This window comes from Moraxella nasovis (genome assembly GCF_022701215.1).
Taxonomy (GTDB): domain Bacteria; phylum Pseudomonadota; class Gammaproteobacteria; order Pseudomonadales; family Moraxellaceae; genus Moraxella; species Moraxella nasovis.
The window spans coordinates 1,698,745-1,721,716 of the sequence record NZ_CP089976.1; the positions used below are offsets into that span (position 1 = coordinate 1,698,745).

The following is a 22,972-nucleotide window of genomic DNA, read 5'->3' on the forward strand; positions in this document are numbered from 1 at the left end:
GCCTAAGGCTTTGATTTGTTTTATGTATAAAACTATATAAAAATGATGTTGCCATTTGTGATTTGTATCATGTATAAATGGTTTGTAGTTTTTATGGATAGGCTATCTACCGTGAACGTAATATAAGAGCGATGTTAGGCGACTCATTGTAAGCACTTGCTACTTGTGAAGTCCTAAAAAGCTTGCCCAGCTTTTTTAAGTGATGGGTAAGATAAGCACCATGCATTAAGTAGAGTAGCTGTTTGATTGATTGTCTACGCATCAGTGAGTGGTTTTGGTGAACTTGTCTTTTATTGCAAGTTCACCATTATTTATGGGTGATAGGGTTTAGATATTGGCTGATTTAGGCAAGCTTTGCCCCAACGACCATATCGTCAGGTAAAATAACTACCTGTAATTTGCCGTCTTTTTCTGCTGATAAGATCATGCCTTCAGATACGCCAAATTTCATTTTGCGCGGAGCAAGATTGGTAACGCAGACGACTTTTTTACCGCTTAGCTCTTCTGGTTTATAGAATTTGGCGATACCGCTAAAGACGTTACGAGTGCTTTCATCGCCAACATCTAAGGTAAACTGCAGCAGCTTGTCTGCTCCTTCTACATGATTACATTCTAGGACGTGAGCGACTGTCATTTCAACTTTAGCAAAGTCGTCAATGCTGATAAATTCGTTATTCATTTGTGTATCCACTGCTTTGTTGGCTGTTTTATCTTTAGGTTTATCTTGGGCTAGGCTGTCTTTAGAGCTGTCTACCATGGCATTGATTTTATCTTTTTCAATGCGTGCCATCAGCGGTTTAAAGGCGTTGATGGTATGACTGGTTAAAACCTGCTTGCGACTGGCAAAATTAAGGCTATCCACGTTTAAAAACTCACAAGCATTTTTGGTTAAGACTGGCAAAACAGGAGCTAGATACACAGCTAATTGGCGAAAAATATTAATCGCCACTGTACAGATGTCTTGCACTTCTTGGGCTTTACCATCTATTTTGTTTAATGCCCACGGTTTTTTATCGTCAATGTATGCGTTCGCCTTATCTGCACACGCCATAATAAGACGCATCGCACGGCTAAATTCACGGTTTTCGTAGGCGAGTGCAATCTCATCGCCAGCGTCAATAATGTCTTGTAATAACTGTGGTTCAGTGATGTTATCTGAGAGCTTGCCATCATGATTTTTATGAATGAATCCTGCTGAGCGAGAAGCGATATTAACCACTTTACCGACCAAGTCTGAATTGACTTTAGTCATAAAATCATCTAAATCAAGATTAATATCTTCAACCGTATCAGATAATTTGCTTGCAAAATAATAGCGTAGATATTCAGGATTTAGATGCTCAAGATAAGTTTGTGCTTTGATGAATGTGCCACGAGATTTACTCATTTTCTCACCATTCACCATCAAAAATCCATGAGCATTCACTGCTGTTGGCGTGCGTAAGTTTGCCCCTTTTAGCATGGCTGGCCAAAATAGTGCGTGAAAATACACGATATCCTTACCAATGAAGTGGTATAGTTCTGCTGTGCTGTCTTGTTTCCAATATTCGTCAAAATCAAGCCCTGTCTTATCGCATAAGTTTTTAAAGCTTGCCATGTAGCCAACAGGAGCGTCTAGCCACACATAGAAGTATTTATCAGGTTCATCAGCTGGGGTATTTGGAATCTTAAAGCCAAAATAAGGAGCGTCTCGGCTAATATCCCATGGAGCAAGTCCTGCTGTGAACCATTCGTCTAATTTGTTGGCAATTGATGATTGTAGGCGGTTATCGGTGCGTGTCCATGATTTTAAAAATTCACTAAATTTTGGTAAGTCAAAGAAGTAATGCTTGCTTGACTTAATGACAGGCTTGGATTTACTTAGAGTTGAGTAGGGGTTCTTTAGCTCGGTGGCGTTATAGGTAGTGCTACACACTTCACAGTTATCGCCGTACTGATCCTTTGCTGCACATTCTGGGCATTCGCCTTTAACGAAGCGATCCGCCAAAAAAAGCCCTTTTTCGGTATCAAACAACTGTTCGACATCTTTGGTAAAAATGTAGCCGCCTTGTTCTAGCTTGGTGTAGATATCTTGAGATAGGGCTTTATTTTCTGGGCTGTGCGTAGAATAATAGTTATCAAAGTCTATGTGAAAGCCTGCAAAATCCTTCTCATGGCTTGCCTTGACAGTGGCAATCTGCTCTTCTGGCGTAACGCCGTTGTCTTGAGCTTTTAGCATGATTGCCGTGCCGTGTGCGTCATCAGCACATACATAGGTGACGTGATGTCCTAGGGACTTCATGGCACGCACCCAGATATCTGTTTGGATGTATTCAACCAAATGCCCAAGGTGAATTGGTCCGTTGGCATAAGGCAGGGCGGAAGTGACTAGAATTTTACGTTGGGTTGAGACTGTCATGGGTTTTGCTCTAAAGTTATAAAAATCCCCTAATTTTAACTTAAAATAGGGGGAAAATCACGCAAAATAGCATAAATGTAACTAAATTGCATAATTGATGCTTTTACCGATACATTCTTATCACGCTAAGTAACGGATCGCTATTTTTCTACTGTGTTCTTGTGTTAAACGCCAGTCAGCTTTTACTGTCGTAAGGCATGGTTGTATTAATAAAGTACATCTATCAATGTGCTTTAATTAAGATACATGCTTAATCCACAAATCTTAGGGTTGGCTTTTTATCTGTTGGGCTATTTTTTGGGCTATCTGGTGGCGTGCTGTCATGTGCGTCATATTCGCTTGGGTCAAAGAAAAAGCCTTCGTTTGGGTCTTCTTTGGCATAAATCCCCATCGCTGCTGCCATCGGAATCCAGACATTTTGCGACACGCCACCAAATCGCCCTGCAAATGAAATGGCGTCATTATCAATCTGCAAGTTATTGGTTGCCTGATAGCTAATCGCAAGCACCAAGCGAGAATCTTGGGCATAATCAAGCGGTGCGACCACATCAGGGTGGGTGGCATCAACAAGTAGATAAGCGGTAAACTCGTTATCTTCAAGCCACTCATGCATGGCACGAATCATATAGGGGCGTTTTGGTTGGCTCATGGGGCTATCCTTTTGGGTTTGTTAATGGGTTAATAGGTTTATCATCTGTGTGTTAGTTGATATGTGATGGGCGTTGTTACATTTATGATTGGCTAATGGTCTGTATTATCAAGATAATTGGGCTTGAGTTTGGTGCTATTAATAAAACTTTTACGACAAAAAAGGCGTTTTTGATATTCTATAAGTGGTCTGCATAATGTAGCAGGTAGCTCAATGCCCATCTGTGGCAGTCGCCAAAGCAGGGGGGTGAGCAGTACATCGCACCAACCAAAGCTATCAGATAAGAAAAACTCATATTGCCCAAATAATGGCGAGAGTGTGACAAGAGAGTCTGACAGCGTCTTTTTGGCTTGCTGTGCCGATGGCTCATCAAAGCTGTCTGGGTGAGTCAGTAGCGTGCGAGCTAGGATTAGCCAGTCATGCTGTAATCGCCACGCTAATTGTCGCACATAGGCGCGCTCTTTTGGGGTGGCGGGGAGTAATTTGTCCGCACCGTGCCTATCTTCTAGGTATTCAAAAATGGTATTGATTTCATACAGGGTTAAATCACGTCCGACCAATATCGGTACTGTGCCATAGGGGTTTAATTCAGCAATCTCTTCTGGGCGGTCATCGGTTACTAAGGCAAGCTCATAGGGCAGATTTTTATGCTCTAATAATAGGCGTACCACATGACTGTCATAGCCATCATCGCCATACAGTACAAATTGGGTGGGTAAAAGGTGCGAAAAATCTGCCATTTTTGGGACTGTTCAAAATATCACTTAGTTTAGCAAATTTTGATAAAAAAGTGCAATCAATTTGAATGATTTTGTTTGATTACCATACAAAAAAAACCCGCCCAATAGAGCGGATTTTTTTTGTAGGTTCTTAAAATTAGAACTCGTAGTTTACACCGATGTTATAAGCAGTACCACCACTGTTGGTTGCTACACCAATTTTACCAGCAAGCTGTTCGTTATAACGATAGCCTGCACCGATGGCGATAGCAGATTCTGATTTATAACCACCTAATGCAGCAGATAGGTTTACCTTGCCGATGTTATATGGTTGGAATAGACCAGCAAGGGCAGCTTGGGTCGCCATGCCTTGCTTGGTTGATTTTTCCAATTTAGCAACGTCTGCTTTGGTAGCAAGATTGCTGGTGTTAATAGCAGCTGCTGGAGCGGCATTTATTAGAGCAAATTTAGCATCTGCCTCTGCTTTGGTGTATGCTTCACCTTTGTCAGCTTTTTTCGTAAGCTCAGTCTTATCAGCTTTACCAGCTAATTCTGATTTATCAGCTTTGTTAGCAAGGTCTTTGGCTTTGGCAAACTCGCTAGTATCAATTGTACCTGCTGGGGTAAGCTCACTTTTTAGAGCAAATTTTTTGTCTGCTTCAGCTTTGCTATACACATTGGTAGCTTCAGCTTTTCTGATATTGAGAAGTTCAATATTGATGGCGTTATTTAAAATACCTTCACGATCTTGGTTTATCTCTTTTGCCAAGCTATTGATGTGATCGTGGTTTATTGTGATCGCATCTCTGTTTGTTTGGATTTCTTCAGCGTGTTCGCTAACTGTTTCAATCAAGTCATCTTGTGCTTCTTCTAGATTTTTGATTTGCTCTGCTTGTAGTTCAAAATTCTCATCAGCACGAGCAAAACCTCTAGCAGTCAGCCCAGCCAGACCTTCTACCGCTGCACGGTTTTGTTGAATGCCTAATTCATTTGCTTTGATGGCGTTAAAGTTATTTTCGATTGCAGCTTCGTTTTCATCAAAGCGTTCAACTGTATCTGTTAGGTAATCATATAGGCTTGGATCACCGCCTTCTTGATCAATATATGATGCCCATGAATCAAAATACTCATACCACGCTGGTGAATATTCTGCTGTGTGCCATTTAGCAGGAGCAGTATCTGCAGATTGATCTGCTTGTGGATCAGTAGCTTGAGGGCTTTCTTGAGCGAAAGCTACACCAGCAATGGCAAGTAAGCTGGTTGCTAGTAGGGTTTTTTGAAGTTTTTTCATGAAGAGTCTCCATTGAGATTGAGTTTAAGGTTAAAGCCAAATTAATGGGGGGAGGTAACTATGGTCAATCTAATGAATGATACATTCAAAAATTATCCACCCAATTACTATGCTAGTATTGGCATTTTAGCACTCTATCCTAAAAGCTTGTGTTTTGTTTATTGGGTTTATCAAGCGATTAGGCGACTGCTGGCTGTACTTCAATTGCATACTGCATAGTAGTATAGTAACTGTCATCTTATTTGTTAGATAAATGAAACCAAACACATACATTTAAGATATAAATTAATTATACCAATAATTTAACTTAGGTCAAGTGATTTCAAGGGATTATTTGTTACTTTGTTTGTGGTGTATGTGATGTTTTGTTAATGATGAGAGTGGTTTTTGATAAATGAGACTTAATAGCCAAAATCTATGATAATACCCCATAAAAATTTTGGTGTTATTAGCTTTAAGAGTAAAGGTTGGGTCTTGCTGTCGCTTGAGCCAAGCTAAGATAATTTGGAGTAGGGTAATGATTAGTTCATATCTAACAAACCATTATAATCAAAATCCACAAATCCATGTCATTTATAGTGATTTTGACAAAAATATAATCAATTTATGCTAAAATTCGCTAAATAAAATTGAAATTATACAATTAACCACTTACCCTGAATGCAGCGATTTTAAACGAACCTGCCACCCCTAACTAATTTATCGGTGTGTTGTGCCTTGCTCATCATTTTGAGCTTGAATTATTCGTTCGTCCTTATGTCGTAGCACAGTCAGTAAAGCTGTGACTGGCCGTACAAAATGAATGACTAAATAAAAACACTCATATCATGAAAAATAGTATTAGTGAGATGGGCGTGTTTTTATCATAAGTTTCGCATTGGATTTAATTTATTAAAACATTCATACTGTAATTTTGTGCTGTGATATTGAGCAAAAAAAATAGGCGGTGACTTAATCACCGCCTATTTGTATTTTGGATTAATCAGTGCATTATTTCACATCTTTCCAGAATTCTTTATTTAGTAGATAAACAGGAACTAACAGGATAAGAAGGAATAAAATCACGAATACGCCATAGATCTTACGTTCATGACGCACAGGCTCAGCCATCCACGCCATGAAATTGACTAGGTCGCCAACTCTGTCTTTGTACTCTTGTTCGCCAAGTTCTTTTTGCATATTATGCAGCACATGTGGCATAGCAGCGTTATGTAGTACTAGGTTATTAGCACCCCATGGACGGCTTGGATCTTCATAGAAACTTAATAGGTAAGTATATACCCAGTCATCCCCACGTAAGCGAGTCTCTAGCGATAAATCTGGCGGTGCTGCACCGAACCATTTGCCTTGGACTTCAGGATCGATTTTAGCGGTAATGTGATCGCCAATTTGATCGCTCGTTACCATTAAGTATTTTTCCATCAATTCTGGTGGAATATCTAGGTCTTTTGCGATGCGTGAGTGACGTACATATTGAGCTGAGTGACAGCCGACACAGTAGTTCATGAACATAGCAGCACCACGTTGTAGTGAGCCTTTGTTAGTGAGATCAATCGGTGCTGTACTACAAGCCAACGTGGTCTTAGTGCCATCAGCTTCGGTGTATTCACCACAGCCATGACCGCCTGACGCCATAGCAGGGGCAGAGATCATGCCAGCGGTTGCAAGCAGAAGACCTGCACCTAGTGCTTTTAGATTAAATGCTTTCATTAGTGGCCTCCTGTTACACGTTCTGGTGGTTGTTTGCATTTCTCAATCGATGTATAAAACGGCATCAGTAGGAAATACAAGAAGTACAAGATGGTGCAAACACGAGCAACTAAAGTCGCTGTTGGTGATGAGGCAACACCGCCTAAGTAACCTAGAATTAGGAAGCTTACCACAAAGATTGCTAAGGCGATTTTTGATAGTACGCCTTTATAACGAATTGACTTCACAGGTGAACGATCAAGCCAAGGTAGTACAAACATAATCGCAATCGCACCACCCATAACAATCACGCCAGGAAGAGCAGAGCCAAACATAGATGGCGTAGCACGAAGCATAGCATAAAATGGCATATAGTACCAAACAGGTGCAATGTGTGCTGGTGTTTTTAGTGCGTTTGCCACTTCAAAGTTTGGTTTTTCTAGGAAGTAACCACCACCTTCTGGGAAGAAGAATACCACAGCAAAAAAGCAGATGAAAAATACCACGATACCTACTAAGTCATGCACAGTGTAGTAAGGGTGAAATGGTACGCCATCTAGTGGAATGCCGTTCTTGTCTTTTAGTTTTTTGATTTCAATACCGTCTGGGTTGTTTGAACCGACATGGTGCAAGGCAACCAAATGCATGAATACTAGACCAACCAACACCAGCGGGATAGCAACAACGTGCAGAGCGAAGAAACGGTTTAGGGTAATGCCAGAGATGATATAGTCACCCTTAACCCATTCGCCAAGTGCATCACCAATAAATGGAATGGCTGATGGCAAGTTTAGGATAACCTGAGCACCCCAAAATGACATATTCCCCCATGGTAGTAGATAACCAAAGAATCCTTCTGCCATTAAGCACAGGTAGATACCCATACCGATAATCCAAACAAGCTCACGCGGCTTGCGGTAAGAACCATACATAAATCCACGGAACATATGTAGATATACGACCACAAAGAACGCTGAGGCACCTGTTGAGTGCATATAGCGAATCAGCCAGCCGCCTTTGACATCACGCATGATGTATTCAAGCGAAGCAAAAGCACCTTCAGCACTTGGGTTAAACATCATGGTTAGCCAAATACCAGTAACCAATTGGTTTACCAGCACGACCATAGATAGCACGCCAAAGAAGTACCAAAAGTTAAAGTTTTTTGGTGCATAGTACTTTGACATGTGATATTCATAAGTCTCTGTCGCAGGAAAGCGAGCATCAACCCAGTTCATAAATTTCTTAGCAACGCTCATGATTATGCCTCCCCAACAGTCAAGACAGTACCTTCAACCTTATAAATCGGTACAGGTAGGTTTAGCGGTGCAGGCATGCTCTTAAACACACGTCCTGCCAAATCATACATCGATCCGTGACACGGGCAGAAGAAACCGCCTAGCCAGTCAGCACCACCTAAGTCAGCCGCACCAACTTCTGGGCGGAACATCGGTGCACAGCCTAGATGCGTACAGACGCCTTCAACCACGAGGATTTCAGGTACTATTGAGCGTGTCTCGTTTTTACAGCTTTCAGGCTGTACGGAAGCATCAGAGGTAGGGTCACTCAATTTCTCGGTAAGCTTACTTAAATTTGCGACCATCTCATCAGTACGTTTGACGACAAAGATTGGTTTTCCACGGTATTTTAGGGTGATCATTTGCCCATTTTCAACGCCGCCAATGTCTTGGACAACGGCTGCACCTGCAGCTTCCGCCTTGGCACTTGGGTACCATGAACGAACAAATGGGGTGGCAATCGCACCCACGCCAACTGCACCAATGGCAGCGGTGGACGCAATCAGAACTCTACGGCGTTTAATATTCACGCCTTCGGCATGGCTCATTAAAACTTCCTCCAGAAAATGAATGGGGCTATCCCATACTGGGTGTGTGGCTATACCAAAACATTTTGGCATATGCCACATTTGCTGTGCCTATTACATTACAAAAAATTAAACAAAATCTTACTTTGCTAAACATGTCTATTTTAAGCTATTTTTGCAATAAAATAAATTACTCTGTTGCTAAGATGTGAAAAAAAGTGCAAAAATTTTAATAAAATGATAAAAAAATAGCAATTTTAAGCAAAATTTTAACATACCCTAGTAAATCACTAAGGATTTTTGGGTATTTTTTAGATATTTTGGTGGTGCTGGCGATTATTCATCATCTTTGGTTTTGGGTTGTTTTCTTAAGTAGATGATATCTTTTGATGGGCTGATATTATACTGATTTTAATGGGTATATGTAAACCCAAAAACATTAATGAATGCGTTGTTTTAGATGGAAATCTAAAACAAAAAACTCCCAGAATAATCTGAGAGTTTTTTTTTGATAACGTATAAGATTAACGTTTTGAGAATTGTGGACGACGACGTGCTTTACGTAGACCCAATTTCTTACGTTCAACTTCACGAGCATCACGAGTTACAAAACCTGCTGCTTTAAGAGCTGGTTTTAGAGTTTCGTCAGATTCTATTAACGCACGAGTAATACCGTGACGAATCGCACCTGCTTGACCGCTTGCACCACCACCAGTTACGGTGATGAATAGGTCGTAGCTTGATGCTGAATCTAGTAGCTCTAGTGGCTGACGCACGACCATGCGAGAAGTCTCACGACCGAAGTATTCGTCAAGTGTTTTACCGTTAATAACGATGTTGCCAGTGCCTTTAGACAAGAAAACACGAGCAGTAGAAGTCTTACGGCGACCTGTACCATAATTGCGTTCCATGTAATTCTCCTTAGATGTCTAGTACTTGTGGCTGCTGTGCTGCGTGTGGGTGTTCAGTACCCGCATACAGTTTTAGCTTTTTGATCATTGCATAGCCCAAAGGACCTTTTGGAAGCATACCTTTAACAGCTTTATGCAATACGTCTTCAGGCTTATGAGCGATTAACTTAGTGAAGTTAGTCTCTTTGATACCACCAGGGTAACCTGTGTGACGATAGTACTTTTTATCTAACGCTTTTTTACCAGTAACGGCAACTTTATCAGCATTGATTACCACGATGTAATCGCCGGTATCAACGTGCGGAGTGTACGATGGCTTGTGTTTGCCACGTAGACGAGAAGCGATTTCGCTCGCTAGGCGACCCAATGTTTTACCTTCAGCGTCCACGACATACCAGTCATGTACAACTTCAGCGGGTTTGGCACTGATAGTAGTAGTCATAAAAAACCTATAATTAAGTTGAGTTTGAGAGTTAAAAAACAAAAAACACCAAGCAAAAAGCCTGACTGTCTTTAGCTTTATGAGTTGGGGAAACGAGGGCTCTCAAAAAACATTGTAATTTTACACGAGTTGGCTTGGTTATGCAAGTTATTTTGGTGGTTTTGGATTAAATTGTACTAATTGGGCTAAATTGGGCTAAATAGGCGAAGACTTGTCCGACTTTAACCGACTTTAGGGCGGTAATTTTTAAATCGCTTAAAAGTGCGTCCAGCGGTGTGTCGCTTTCTATATATAGTAGAGTATCGGCATGATACAGCTGGTGAGTGTCAATCATCTGAAGAATCGTCTGCCATAGATTAAGAGCATAAGGTGGATCGATAAATATCACATCAAAGGCGGTATTTAGCTTAGCCAAGGTGTCTTGGGCGGTGGCATTAAAAATGCTGACTTGGGTTTTGGTGAGTTTTAGGGTGTCGCTTGTGCGTTTAAGTTGACTGGCTTGGGCGATGTTTGGCTCAATAAAGGTAACAAAGGAAGCTCCACGAGATAGGCTCTCAAAGCCAAGCACGCCAGAGCCTGCACAAACATCTAAGACAACAGCATCGTGTATATCTGCCATCAGCCAATTAAATAGCGTTTCTCTGAGTCGATCAGGCGTGGGGCGTAAGCCATCTGCATCAATAAAGCTGATTTGACGGCGTTTAAACTGCCCTCCGATAATGCGAACACTGCTGCATAAAGCTAAATTGGATTTGGGTCTTGATTTGGGTCTTATTGTTGTTTTTGACATGGTGGAGATTAAATTTAATCAGTTGGCGTTATTTTAGCATGATTTTTGTTAAAAAAGCACAGCTTTAGTACCTTACTACAACCCATTAATTGCCTAGTGTATCGTGTGGCGGGGTGCTTGCTGGATTATTTGGCTAATTTAATGTAAAAAGCGTTCATAAATGCGTTTTTTATCCAGCTTTTATGATAAAATGGGTGGATTTTTATTGATTGATTATCCTGTCATGTTTTCTACGCTTTGGCAATTACTAAAAGAACACCCTGAATTTATCGCCATGCTGACCATACCCCCTGTTACAGCATTCGTAACATGGGCGCATGTATGGATGGCGTTAGAAATGCTATTTTACCCCATTAAGTTTTGGGGTATTCGCATTGCTAATATGCCTTTTGGGCTAAAGGGTATCGGCTGGCAAGGTATCGTGCCTGCCAAGGCGGGTAAGATTTCTGGGGTTATTGTCGATCAGACATTAGCCAAGCTTGGTAATATCAAAGAGTTTTTGGAGGCGATGGAACCAAGCGAGATGGCGGATTTTGTAACCAATGCGGTAGATGAGAATTTAGAAAGCATGATTGATGAGATCATGATGGAACGCTCTTATGCCATCTGGAGCCATACACCTTATGCGATTAAACGCCGTATCTATGCGCACGCTCACCACGAACTGCCAAGTGTTATGAAAAATCTCGTGCTGGATCTGACCTATAATGTTGAAGATCTTGTGGATATGCGTGCGATGATTGTTCGCAAGATGGAAAAAGATCGCAAGCTGATGGTGGATATGTTCTTGCGTGTCGGCAAAAAAGAGATTAATTTCATCTGGAAAATCAGTGCGGTTATTGGCTTTGGCTTTGGTATCGTGCAGATGGCGATTTTTTATTTTGTGCCACAGCATTGGACTGTTCCTTTTTTTGCTGCCGTTTGGGGGGCGTTGACCAACTGGATTGCCATTTGGATGGTGTTTAATCCTGTTGAGCCTGTGAAGATTTCATTTATTAGATTGTTCGTTAAACAGCCAAATGGCAAGCTGCGTCTGTGCGTGCCACATTTTCACCGCTATGAATGGCAAGGCGGCTTTATGAAACGCCAAGATGAGGTATCTAGCGTATTTGCCCAGATCGTCGTTAATGAACTAGTGACGCTTGAAAATATCATGCATGAGATGATGTATGGCACAAGACAAGTGCAGACACGCAGACTGATTAAGTCGCACATGCACAGCTTACTGGAGTCGCCTGTGGTAGCGACAACTCTAAGAATGAGCATGGATACAGGCGAGATAGATCGCTTTGAGGAGACGATTATTGATAAGTCGATCGATGCAACTATGATGCCTATTCGTGATCCACTGCTTAATACATCTCGTGCTAGTAAAATCTTTGGGCTATTTGAAAGTCGCATTCGTGAGCTGTCGCCACAGGAGTTTCAGAACCTATTAAGACCTGCCTTTAAAGAAGATGAGATGACGCTGGTAGTGCTAGGGGCGATTACAGGTCTATTTGCTGGGTGGCTACATTTAGTGGTGGTGTTTTTTTAATATATCTTAAGCTTTAACACATCTTTAAGGAAAGGGGGTGTGGTGAATATCATATAAAGCCATGCTGCTGGCAGTGTGCTAGCACGTCTGTGATGACGTAAGCAGCATTAATGTCACTTATCGGTAAGCGGCATAAGGCGATAAAAACTCAAACAATCTTAGGGTGGTGTATGCTAAGGGAAGAAGGCGTCCGCTAAACAGCTGCCAAAGAGTGGCTTGTTAGGCGTGCGATAATGGCTATCAAGATGGCTATGACGCCTACTAAACCCTAAAGTAGATAGATGATTAACTGTATGCCACCGCTTAGATCTTAGGCGTGGCGATGATAAGAATGGCACACGAGTAAGGTGGGTTTTATGCTGATTACAGAACTTGGATATTTTACATTACTGATTGCTTTTATCTTAGCTATGCTCCAAGCTATCTTACCTGCACTTGGGGTTATCAGGCGACAAGTGCAGTGGCAGCGGCTCGCCCCAAGCCTTGCAATGGCTCAGTTTTTGGCGATGACGGTATCGTTCGGTGGTCTAATGGCAGGCTTTTTACTAAATGACTTTAGCCTAAGCTATGTTACATCGCATTCTAATTCGCTGTTGCCATGGTACTATAAGATGTCAGCAGTGTGGGGCGGTCATGAAGGGTCGCTACTGCTATGGCTTATGATCTTATCAGCATGGTGTGCCTTAGTGGCACTGCTAAGTCGTGGACTGCCTTTAGATATTAAAGCTCGAGTGCTGTCGGTGCTAGGTGGTGTGCAGGTGATGATGATGGCGATGCTGATTTTTACATCTAGTCCGTTTGATCGCACCTTACCAAATATTCCTGTGGATGGGACAGACCTAAATCCACTACTTCAAGACCCTGGTTTAATATTTCATCCGCCAATGCTATACATGGGCTATGTCGGTATGGCTGTGCCTTTTGCTTTTTGTATTGCGGCTTTATGGGCAGGTAGACTAGATGCAGTGTGGACTCGCTGGAGTCGTCCGTGGACGCTGACGGCGTGGGCATTTTTAACGCTCGGTATCGCTCTTGGCTCGTGGTGGGCGTATTATGAGCTTGGCTGGGGTGGCTGGTGGTTTTGGGATCCTGTTGAGAATGCATCACTCATGCCTTGGCTGGCAGCGACAGCTTTATTACACTCATTAGCAGTAACAGAAAAGCGGGGCGTGTTTAAGGCATGGACAATTATGCTGGCGATTTTCTCTTTTGCGTTATCACTGCTAGGCACGTTCTTAGTGCGATCAGGTGCGATTACGTCTGTGCATTCGTTCGCCGCTGACCCAACTCGTGGCGTGGCAATCTTAATTATTCTAGGAGTGGTGATTGGCGTGGGGCTTATCTTGTTTGCCTTGCGTGGCTGGCGACTAACTGCAGAGAGTCATTACACGCTAAAATCTCGTGAGACTTTCTTGGTGATTAATAATATTATCATCTTAGTGGCGACACTTGTGGTGGCTATAGGAACGCTGTATCCTATGATTGCTGATGCCTTTAAGCTTGGTCAAGTATCGGTAGGAACTCCTTATTTTAATCAGCTGTTTGTGCCTTTGACTTGGATTTTAATGGGTTTTATGGGTATCGGTGTAACTTTACGATATAAAAAAGACAGTCGCTCCTTTATGAAGATAAGTGTGATGACAGCGATGGCATCATGCATACTAGGTGGAGCGTTGGCATATGCTTTAGGCTATCTGGGTAAGACGCATGGCATTCATTGGCACGTGGTGCTGACGGCAGTGTTGTCTGTGTGGGTGCTTGGATTTATCGTATTAGATATTAAGGATAAGACACGTCATGCGTCTTCGTTTTGGATTGGGTTTACAAAGCTAGCTCCAAGCTATCATGGTATGCAGATTGCTCATATTGGCGTCTTGGTGGCGGCTCTTGGCGTGGGTGGTGTAACTACTTTTGATGTTGAAAAAGATGTCGCTATGGGCGTGGGCGATAGTGTTAATGTGCAAGGTTATGACTTTTACTTGTCAGAATTTAGTACTCTTAAAGGGGCAAACTACGATGCCACTCAAGCGACTATCACCGTAAAAGATAATGGCAGTCTACTAGCGACTTTATACCCCCAAAAGCGTGATTATGTCGTCTCAATGATGCCGATGACTGAAGTGGGTATTCGCCCAAGTCTATTAAATGAAGTCTATGTCGCCTTAGGCGAGCCTATAGATACGCAAATAGGTCACGAACAGTGGGCAGTGCGTATCTACGTTAAGCCCTTGGTTCGTTGGGTGTGGCTTGGTGCGATACTGATGGCGATTGGTGCGTTTGTAGCGATGATGGATAAGCGTTATCGCATTGGCAAATGACAATAAGTAGGAAAATTGTGATGAAAAAATCTACTCAAAAATGGCTGTTTATTATTCCGCTTGTGGTGTTTGCAGGGCTAATCGCTATGCTGTCCTTACGCCAAGATAATGTCCAAAAGGCAGGAACAAGTGATATCGTCAATACCAAATCTACATATCGTCAGTTACCAAGCTTTAGTTTGCCACTACTGTCTGACCCATCACGCACGATGACCAATAACGATCTACCTAAGACGCCATTTATCCTAAATATATGGGGTTCATGGTGTCTAACTTGCCGAGTGGAACACCCATTTTTAATGGAGCTGCACGACCAAGGCGTGCTAATGATTGGCGTAAACTATAAAGATGAGCCAGAAGATGCACTCACATACCTAAATGAGCATAGCGACCCATTTTTATACTCAGTGCAAGATTATACAGGTGATTTGGCTTTAGATCTTGGCTTAACAGGAGCACCTGAAAGTTTCATCGTGGATCAAGATGGCGTGGTGAGACTGCACATCGTGGGTGAGATTCATGCTGACAATTATGCCAATAAAATTAAGCCTTGTATGATAGCTCTAGCAGATGATAGCCTAGACGAAGCTGCCAAAAACCAAGCATGTGGAGGTTAGATGAAACCGATAAAACAGCTACTGATGAGCCTTAGCATGATGGCTTTTTTAACGCTACCTGCTCTTGGGGCGATTGAGATTCGAGAGTTTGACAACAGTGTCCAAGAAGCACGCTATAATGCTTTGATTGAAGATTTTCGATGTCCGACTTGCCAAAATCAGAATCTAGCAGGTTCGGATGCTCCCATCGCCCAAGACCTTAAACAAAAAACCTACGAAATGATCAAAGATGGTCGTAGTGATCGTGAGATTCGTGATTTTATGTTTGAGCGGTATGGCGATTTTATCAGCTATAAGCCACCTATTAGACCTTCGACTTGGATTTTATGGTTTTTTCCGCCGATTTTGTTGATTATGTTGCTTTTGGGTTGGTTTTATAAAGCCAAAGGCATTCGCCAAGTCATGGCAGATGATGTAAATGCACTATCTGCTGACGAAGAGATGCGTATTGCTCAGATTTTAGAGCATCATCAGCATAATCATAACAGCTATCAGAATGCAGATAGGGAGCGACCATGAGCCCAAGTTTGTTATTATTTTTTAGTGCAGCGGTACTGCTGTGTCTTGTGATCTCAATCATTGTCATTTTGCCATGGATGAGAACTCGAGCACCATCAGATAATCGCTTAATGTCGGTAAATGTCGCTGTATTTGAGCAGCGTATTGCAGAGCTGAATGACGATAAGGCGACAGGGCTTATCAACGATGAGACGCACCAAGCCCAGATCATTGAACTAAAACGCCAGCTATTAGAGGCACAGACTAAGAGCGAAATAAGCACTCCTGTCGGCAGAAAAGGCAGGCTTATCGTGATTATTTGGGTGCTGATTTTATCGGCTATGGCTTATTTGCTCGTGGCTGACCGTACGAGTGTTTTTAAGTTATGGGAGGCTCAAGACACAGTTGGGCAAGTGGCTGATGATTTATTAACAGGTAAGATTAGTACGCCACCTGAATGGGCGGCAAAAGATAGCATGGCATTGATTAGTGCAATGCAGACAAATGTTCATCGCCATGCCTATGACGCAGATCGTTGGATACGACTGTCAGAGCTATTTGGTATGATTGACGCCAAGTCGCAAGCAGTTGAGGCGGTTTCACGGGCTTATCGTTTACAGCCAGATAATATTGATATCGCCATGCGTTATGTTCAGACACGGTTTTTTGCAGCAAATGGTGTGCTTGATGCCCAAGGTTTTGATGCTGTTCAAGGCGTATTGGCAAAACAGCCAGCTCATGAAGGTGCGATGATGATGATGGCGATGGGTGAGGCACGCGCTAGAAATTTTGATGCCGCTAGGCAGTGGATTGGTCGGTTGCGTGAAAATATCGCCACCAAATCAGGCGATAGAAGTGAGGCTTTAAGTAGCTTAGACAGCTTGCTCGCTCATATTGATCAGCAAGAACACCAAGACCAGCAAGGCGTGGAAGTGTCTATTACTGTCGATGAGCAGCTGATGCCAAAGCTTAATAGTGGCTCAGTGCTGTTTATTGCCATCAGTGAAGTGGCAGGAGGTCCGCCCTATGCTGCAAAGCGATTGCCTATATCAGAACTTCAGCAAGGTGAGACTCAGGTTACGCTAAGTGATCTAGATGCGGTGATGCCAGAACGCACCTTAAGCTTGGCTCGCCAAAACGGTGCTAAGCTTAAGCTGACTGCCCACATCAGTAGCAGTGGCGATGCGGTCACTAAATCTGGGGATTTATCTGCTAATCCTGTCATTTTAACAATAGCTCAAAAGTCTGCTAAGATTCATATCGCACGCATCGTGCCTTAAGTGAGGTAAGCGATTAGATTGCATAAAATGCTTGAACATTTTTGGCTTGTGGTTTATAGTGAGAAATCGGTTTTATAACGTTACAAACCTATTCATGATTTAATTTTTTGTCATAGGTGGGATACCCCAATTTTAGCAAAAAGCGTCTTTTTGGCTTGTTGGCTTAATTATTTGGCGTGATTGAATGGGTTTTAAGACCGTTCCTTTTCTAGCATTAAGCCATTTTAACTTTATCACTTTGGAGATCATATCATGTTACGCATTATTTTACTTGGACCACCAGGAGCGGGCAAGGGTACCCAAGCCCAGTTTATTTCAAAAGAATTTAACATTCCACAGATCTCTACAGGTGATATGCTGCGTTCGGCAATCAAGGCAGGCACACAACTTGGTAAGACTGCCAAAGAAGTGATGGATAAAGGTCAGCTGGTGTCTGATGAGCTAATTATCAATCTGGTTAAAGAACGCATTAGTCAGCCAGATTGTGCTAATGGCTGTATTTTTGATGGTTTTCCACGCACGATTGCCCAAGCTGAAGCTCTTAAGAATGCAGATGTTGATATTGACTATGTGATCGAAATTAGTGTTGCTGATGATGAGATTGTTAATCGCTTATCAGGCAGACGCAGTCACCCAGCTTCAGGACGTGTGTATCATATGGTATATAATCCGCCTAAAGTGGATAATATAGATGATGAGACAGGCGAGCCACTGGTTCAGCGTGATGATGATAAAGAAGACGTTATCCGCGATCGCTTGGCGGTGTATCATGGTCAGACATCTGCTTTAGTGGACTATTACCAAAACCTTGCTAAGGCAGGCGGCAATGCCCCAAGCTATCATCAGTTTGATGGTACTAAAGACATTAATACAGTAAAAGATGAGATTTTTACAGTATTAAAAGGCTAAGTTTGTCTTACTTGACAAAACCACCCAAAACGACTGGGTGGTTTTTTATGGGCGTATGATACATGGCGACTACCTTTATGGGGCTATTTGTCACCTATTTGTTAAAGCTTGGCATAAAAATTGACAATGTGCTTAAGCGTGCTTTAGGTGGTGTGGGCGGACAGTAAAAACACCTTCTAAGCCTAAACCTAGAAGGTGCTATAGACCTAAGCTTATTAAACTTTAATAGCGGTCGATGTGATTTTTTCTTCTACAATAAGAGCGTCAGGATCGCCTGCGATTTGTTCACGTTTGACAAATAAGAAGAATGCCCCTGTTGTTAGGATAGTCAAACCAATGCCGATATAGACTGACAGCTGATAATCAAGCTCAAAGCCGATTTTATTATACGCTAAGAATGTATAGCACGCTGCACTCATAAAGATGGCAGGAATACTACAAACCCAATGAAACTTACGATAGCGATACAGATAACCTGCCGCTGTCCAAAGCATAACCACAGCGACAGTTTGGTTTGCCCAGCTAAAGTAACGCCATAAGATTTGAAAGTCCACTTTAGAGACGATAAAGCCTATCACAAATAGCGGGATAGCAATGAGTAGACGTTTGGTTAGGGTGCGTTGTTCCATATTTAAGAACTCAGCAATGATGAGACGAGCTGCACGAAACGCAGTATCTCCAGAAGTAATCGGTAGTATAACCACACCAAGGACAGCGAATATGCCACCAATCAAGCCAAGATAAGAGATAGAGCTGTCATACACCACTTTAGAGGGTGAGCCTGCAGCAATCGCTTCTTGAAGTGCTGATAAATCAGGATAAAACGACATGCCGACCACGCACCAAATCAGAGCAATCACACCTTCGGCAATCATCGCACCATAAAAAATGAAACGACCTTCGTCTTCGCGTTCAGCACAGCGAGCCATCAGTGGGGTTTGGGTAGCGTGAAATCCTGACAATGCACCACAGGTGATGGTTAGGAATAACAAAGGCCAGATTGGTAGGTCGTTTTTTGGTTGGAAGTTTTGAAAGAAGCTTTCAACTGTTAAGCCGCCCATAGAATGAAAGAAATAGGTATCAGAACTGCCAAGCTCATTTTTAAGAAGTCCATAAGTCATACCAAGTGACATGAACAGCAATAAACCACCGAAAAATGGATAAACCTTACCAATAATCTTATCAATCGGTAGCAAAGTCGCTATGATGTAGTAGATAAAGATAATCGCCGTCCAAGCAATCAGCACGGTTTCTTTGGTCATGCCAAAGAAGGTGTTTACTGATGAGCTGGCAGCAGCTGCTACACTTTCAGCGTTATCAACTGAGATCGCTCCTGTAGCATTTGAGCCAAAGGCGTCCATCGTGATGGCACTCATGAGCTGGGCTGGGCTGGCGACGAATACAACTCCGACCAGTAATAAAAGCACGACAGCAAGCAAGTTAATAAAGTGCTTGACTGGTTGACCTAGGTATTTACCAGTCAGGTACGGCATAGACGCACCACCGTTACGCACCGATAGCATACCACACATATAGTCATGCACAGCACCAGCAAAAATACAGCCGATGACAATCCATAGCATGGCGACAGGACCATATAATGCCCCTAAAATTGGACCAAAGATTGGACCTGTTCCTGCGATGTTTAGTAGCTGAATTAGCCAAATACGCCCTTTAGACATTGGGACATAGTCCACGCCATCAGTCATGGCATAGGCAGGCGTATTTTTATTTGGGTTTATGACAAAGATTTTTTCGATAACCTTGCCATATACAAAGTAGCCAATAATAAGAATGGCGATACAAAAGAAAAACCACAACATAGTTAGATTCCCATAGATAGATGTACACCGTTCAATGATGTGGGCTTACAAACAACTTAGCCAAATCAGCTCCAATGAATATAAAGGTGGGTTCTGCCATTCACTAAAGTGAATGCAAAAATGGTGCTAAACGGTGATGTTAGGATATAAAAATTTTGCTTGATTGTAAAGTGGTATTTAACTTGTGTAACTTTTGTGTCATTGCTCAAGATCGCTTGTGACCGTTATGATTACGCTTTACCATAAAAATCGCACAGCATAAAACTGTGCGATTAAATGTAATATAAATCAATGGCGTTAGCGTTCTAAGATACAAGTAACACCTTGACCACCTGCTGCACAAATAGAGATTAAGGCACGACCTTTGCTTTTTTGGGCAAGCAGCTTAGCAGCAGTTGCTAAGATACGCCCACCTGTGGCAGCAAAAGGGTGTCCTGCAGCAAGACTTGAGCCATTGACATTGAGCTTGCTACGGTCTATTGAGCCAAGTGGTGCGTCAAGCCCTAGACGGTGCTTGCAGAAAGTCTCATCTTCCCAAGCAGCTAAAGTAGCTAACACTTGAGAGGCGAAAGCTTCATGAATCTCATAAAAATCAAAGTCTTGTAAAGTTAAACCTGCCTTTTTTAGCATTTTTGGCACAGCATAGGCAGGTGCAAGCAGTAAGCCTTCAGTAAGCCCATCTTTGCCAATAAAATCAACCGCCGTTGTCTGCTGATGTGTCAGATAGGCTAAAGGCTCATACCCATGCTTAGCTGCCCATTCATCACTTGCCAGTAGAACGCAGCTTGCACCGTCCGTTAGGGGGGTGGAGTTGCCTGCTGTCATGGTAGGGTTGGCATTTTTTTTGCCAAATACAGGCTTTAATTTAGCAAGTTTGTCAAGACTGGTGTCAAAGCGTAGGTTATTGTCTTGACTAAGACCTTTATAAGGGGTGATGAGATCATCAAAAAAACCACTTTCATAGGCTTTTGCTAGATTGTGATGACTATTCATTGCCAATTCATCTTGAGCTTGGCGGCTAATGTTCCACTCTAAAGCAGTGATGGCTTGGTGTTCGCCCATAGATAGACGAGTGCGTGGCTCGCCATTAGCTGGAAAAGAAAGTATATCTTTTGGGTTGATATGCGTTAGGGCGGTTAATTTAGCCTTAATGTCTTTGGCGTTATTAAGCTCAAGTAATGGCTTACGAATGCCATCACCTAACGCAATCGGTGCGTCTGATGTGGTGTCTGTACCACCTGCAATCCCACTATCAATAATACCTAAGGCAATTTTATTAGCGACAGCAAAAGCAGCCTGTAGCCCTGTGCCACACGCCTGCGAGATGTCATAACTTGGTGTTTGTGGGCTTAGTGGGGTGTTTAGTGCACTTTCACGTGTTAAGTTTAGGTCACGGCTGTGCTTAAGCACGGTTCCTGCAACTACTTCTCCGATGGGCTTATTAGCCAAATCATAACGTGCAACCAGACCATTTAGGGCGGCACTTAGCATGTCAATGTTGCTAGCGTCCGCATAAGCTCCGTTTGAGCGCGCAAAAGGGATGCGATTACCACCGATGATGGCGACTTTTTTGATATCAGTCATAATTTTTTCCTTCAGTGATGAATGATTGTTTATTTTCTGTGAGTTTGTTAGAATTCCTAGAAAGCTATATTCCTAGTAAAGCTAAGTATATTATGAAAGCTAGCTTACCATCATTAACCTAAAAGAGGTAGGTTTTTTCTTAATAATAATAAATTTTTTGTAAAAATATTTTATAGAATAACTTTTATTTATATTTTAAGACATTTTTTAGCAACCATGTATTTTTATGCTAGAATGCGTTTATTAAGTGTAAATAGCACATCTAACCAGTTCGCTGATTTATTGATAAGAAGGATGACATTATGAGTGATCGTTATGGTGAATTAGTACAATCTTCCTTGGGTCGTAAAGTCGCCAAAAACTTAGGGCTACCGATGCCTATCAAGCTAGACCGCTATGAAGAAGGTCAGCCGATTTTGCGTGGCGAGGTGGCTTTTGGTTCTGCTGGTGATGGGGTGGTAAAACAGACGGTGGGGGGTGTATTGACAGCTTTAGATGCTAAAATTACCACCGAAGCCACGCTTGATGAGCGACTAACTGACGAGAATGCTCGCTTTAAAGTAGCGATTTTTGATGTAACCAATATCAAAAATGTTGATGGGTTAAAGGCAGTGTATGACTTTTTTCATAAAATTGCCCGTAAAATAAAACCGTCTGGTCGGATTATCGTCATTGCTCGCCCAGAATGTTGTACGGGTACGGATATTGGTTTTGCGTTAGCACAGCGTTCTGTGCTTGGCTTTATAAAGTCCATCGGTAAAGAGTTCAAAAAAGGCATTACAGCAAATGCCATCTATGTGCAAGAAGGTGCAGAAAGCCATCTGCCACATGCGTTGCATTTTTTTATGTCGGCAAAATCTGCTTATGTGTCAGGTCAGCCCGTCATTCTTAAAAAAGGCGTGGATGCACAGCTTGATCATTTTGACAGCAGCCAACCTTTAAAAGGCAAAAAAATCCTAGTAACAGGAGCAAGTCGTGGTATTGGTGAATCTATTGCAGAAGTGCTCACAAGAGATGGAGCGATGTTATACTGCCTTGATGTGCCAAACAATCTAAGCGACTTACAAAAAGTAGCAGGCAACTTGGGTGCAAAAGCTTTACCGCTTGATATTACAGACCCTACCGCAGCACAGCAGATTATTCAGGCATGTGGCGTGCTAGATGGCGTGGTGCATAATGCAGGCGTCACCCAAGATAAAACATTGGCAAACATGAGTGAAGAGAAGTGGGATCTTGTGCTAAATGTTAATCTTAAAGCCATCGCTGATATTAATCAGTATCTATTGGATCATGATGGGTTAAGCGATGATGCTCGGGTGGTCTGTGTATCTAGTATCTCTGGGATAGCGGGTAATTTGGGGCAGACTAATTATGCAACGAGTAAGGCTGGTGTCATCGGTCTTGTGAATGCTACTGCTAAATTGTTCGATGGCACAGCACGCACCATTAATGCTGTTGCACCGGGCTTTATTGAGACTAAGATGACAGGGGCGATACCTTTTGCCATTCGTGAAGCAGGTCGCCGAATGAATGCGATGAGTCAGGGTGGAGAGCCTGTAGATGTTGCAGAAACGATTGCTTGGCTGTTATCGCCTAAGGCATCTGGGCTAAATGGTAATGTCGTGCGTGTCTGCGGCTTATCGGTATTAGGTGCGTGATTGGTAATTTATAAAAGCACGTTCATTTGTTATG

Annotated in this window: 19 protein-coding genes; 7 read left to right on the top strand and 12 right to left on the bottom strand. The window is 42.5% G+C overall.

Annotation, left to right across the window (positions count from 1 at the left end; all coding sequences use genetic code 11):
• Positions 1-343: 343 nt before the first annotated feature.
• The 10 genes from metG to rsmD all read right to left on the bottom strand — a co-directional run bounded on the left by metG (position 344) and on the right by rsmD (position 10,714).
• Positions 344-2,398: a methionine--tRNA ligase gene (metG, locus tag LU293_RS08325; protein ID WP_242747256.1), complete on the bottom strand. Its 2,055-nt coding sequence runs from the start codon at positions 2,396-2,398 to the stop codon at positions 344-346.
• Between the two features lie 250 nt (positions 2,399-2,648).
• Positions 2,649-3,047: a ClpXP protease specificity-enhancing factor SspB gene (locus tag LU293_RS08330; RefSeq protein WP_242747258.1), complete on the bottom strand. Its 399-nt coding sequence runs from the start codon at positions 3,045-3,047 to the stop codon at positions 2,649-2,651.
• Positions 3,048-3,139: 92 nt separating this feature from the next.
• Positions 3,140-3,787 (bottom strand): glutathione S-transferase N-terminal domain-containing protein, encoded by a 648-nt coding sequence (locus tag LU293_RS08335; protein WP_242747260.1) that lies wholly within the window; start codon positions 3,785-3,787, stop codon positions 3,140-3,142.
• Between the two features lie 136 nt (positions 3,788-3,923).
• Positions 3,924-5,057 carry a YadA C-terminal domain-containing protein gene (locus LU293_RS08340; protein ID WP_242747262.1) on the bottom strand — a complete coding sequence of 378 codons (1,134 nt, stop codon included), beginning with the start codon at positions 5,055-5,057 and terminating at the stop codon, positions 3,924-3,926.
• Positions 5,058-6,047: 990 nt separating this feature from the next.
• Complete coding sequence (locus LU293_RS08345; RefSeq protein WP_242747263.1) at positions 6,048-6,767, bottom strand: cytochrome c1; 720 nt, start codon at positions 6,765-6,767, stop codon at positions 6,048-6,050.
• Complete coding sequence (locus LU293_RS08350) at positions 6,767-7,984, bottom strand: cytochrome b (protein WP_242749747.1); 1,218 nt, start codon at positions 7,982-7,984, stop codon at positions 6,767-6,769. The genes LU293_RS08345 and LU293_RS08350 overlap by 1 nt, the downstream gene beginning before the upstream one ends.
• Positions 7,985-8,007: 23 nt before the next feature.
• A complete protein-coding gene (gene petA, locus LU293_RS08355; protein ID WP_242747264.1) occupies positions 8,008-8,592 on the bottom strand; it encodes a ubiquinol-cytochrome c reductase iron-sulfur subunit in 585 nt (194 codons plus the stop codon).
• Positions 8,593-9,095: 503 nt separating this feature from the next.
• Positions 9,096-9,482 carry a 30S ribosomal protein S9 gene (gene rpsI, locus LU293_RS08360; protein ID WP_242747265.1) on the bottom strand — a complete coding sequence of 129 codons (387 nt, stop codon included), beginning with the start codon at positions 9,480-9,482 and terminating at the stop codon, positions 9,096-9,098.
• A 10-nt stretch (positions 9,483-9,492) separates the two neighbouring features.
• Complete coding sequence (rplM, locus tag LU293_RS08365; RefSeq protein WP_242747266.1) at positions 9,493-9,924, bottom strand: 50S ribosomal protein L13; 432 nt, start codon at positions 9,922-9,924, stop codon at positions 9,493-9,495.
• Positions 9,925-10,090: 166 nt separating this feature from the next.
• Positions 10,091-10,714: a 16S rRNA (guanine(966)-N(2))-methyltransferase RsmD gene (rsmD, locus tag LU293_RS08370; protein WP_242747267.1), complete on the bottom strand. Its 624-nt coding sequence runs from the start codon at positions 10,712-10,714 to the stop codon at positions 10,091-10,093.
• Positions 10,715-10,937: 223 nt separating this feature from the next.
• Between rsmD and LU293_RS08375 the strand changes: the two genes are divergently transcribed.
• From LU293_RS08375 to adk, 6 genes are all read left to right on the top strand, one after another.
• The gene (locus tag LU293_RS08375; RefSeq protein ID WP_242749749.1) at positions 10,938-12,251 is read left to right on the top strand and encodes a DUF445 domain-containing protein; all 1,314 of its coding nucleotides are present in this window, start codon (positions 10,938-10,940) and stop codon (positions 12,249-12,251) included.
• 356 nt (positions 12,252-12,607) lie between these two features.
• The gene (locus LU293_RS08380) at positions 12,608-14,569 is read left to right on the top strand and encodes a heme lyase CcmF/NrfE family subunit (protein WP_242747269.1); all 1,962 of its coding nucleotides are present in this window, start codon (positions 12,608-12,610) and stop codon (positions 14,567-14,569) included.
• Between the two features lie 17 nt (positions 14,570-14,586).
• Positions 14,587-15,186: a DsbE family thiol:disulfide interchange protein gene (locus tag LU293_RS08385; protein WP_375540330.1), complete on the top strand. Its 600-nt coding sequence runs from the start codon at positions 14,587-14,589 to the stop codon at positions 15,184-15,186.
• Positions 15,187-15,705 (top strand): cytochrome c-type biogenesis protein, encoded by a 519-nt coding sequence (locus LU293_RS08390; RefSeq protein ID WP_375540331.1) that lies wholly within the window; start codon positions 15,187-15,189, stop codon positions 15,703-15,705. It begins immediately after the preceding gene.
• Complete coding sequence (ccmI, locus tag LU293_RS08395) at positions 15,702-16,964, top strand: c-type cytochrome biogenesis protein CcmI (protein ID WP_242747272.1); 1,263 nt, start codon at positions 15,702-15,704, stop codon at positions 16,962-16,964. Before LU293_RS08390 ends, ccmI begins: the two co-directional genes overlap by 4 nt.
• 252 nt (positions 16,965-17,216) lie before the next feature.
• On the top strand, positions 17,217-17,873 hold the full coding sequence (gene adk / locus LU293_RS08400; RefSeq protein ID WP_242747274.1) for an adenylate kinase: 657 nt from the start codon (positions 17,217-17,219) through the stop codon (positions 17,871-17,873).
• A gap of 215 nt (positions 17,874-18,088) precedes the next feature.
• On the opposite strand, the gene LU293_RS08405 is transcribed toward adk, so the two are convergent.
• Positions 18,089-19,696, bottom strand: coding sequence for a carbon starvation CstA family protein (locus LU293_RS08405; protein ID WP_242747276.1), 1,608 nt, complete (start codon positions 19,694-19,696; stop codon positions 18,089-18,091).
• A 297-nt stretch (positions 19,697-19,993) separates the two neighbouring features.
• Positions 19,994-21,280 (bottom strand): acetyl-CoA C-acetyltransferase, encoded by a 1,287-nt coding sequence (locus LU293_RS08410; RefSeq protein ID WP_242747279.1) that lies wholly within the window; start codon positions 21,278-21,280, stop codon positions 19,994-19,996.
• A 302-nt stretch (positions 21,281-21,582) separates the two neighbouring features.
• Here LU293_RS08410 and LU293_RS08415 point away from each other — a divergent pair, with 302 nt between their 5' ends.
• Positions 21,583-22,938: a 3-oxoacyl-ACP reductase gene (locus LU293_RS08415; RefSeq protein ID WP_242747281.1), complete on the top strand. Its 1,356-nt coding sequence runs from the start codon at positions 21,583-21,585 to the stop codon at positions 22,936-22,938.
• Positions 22,939-22,972: the final 34 nt, after the last annotated feature.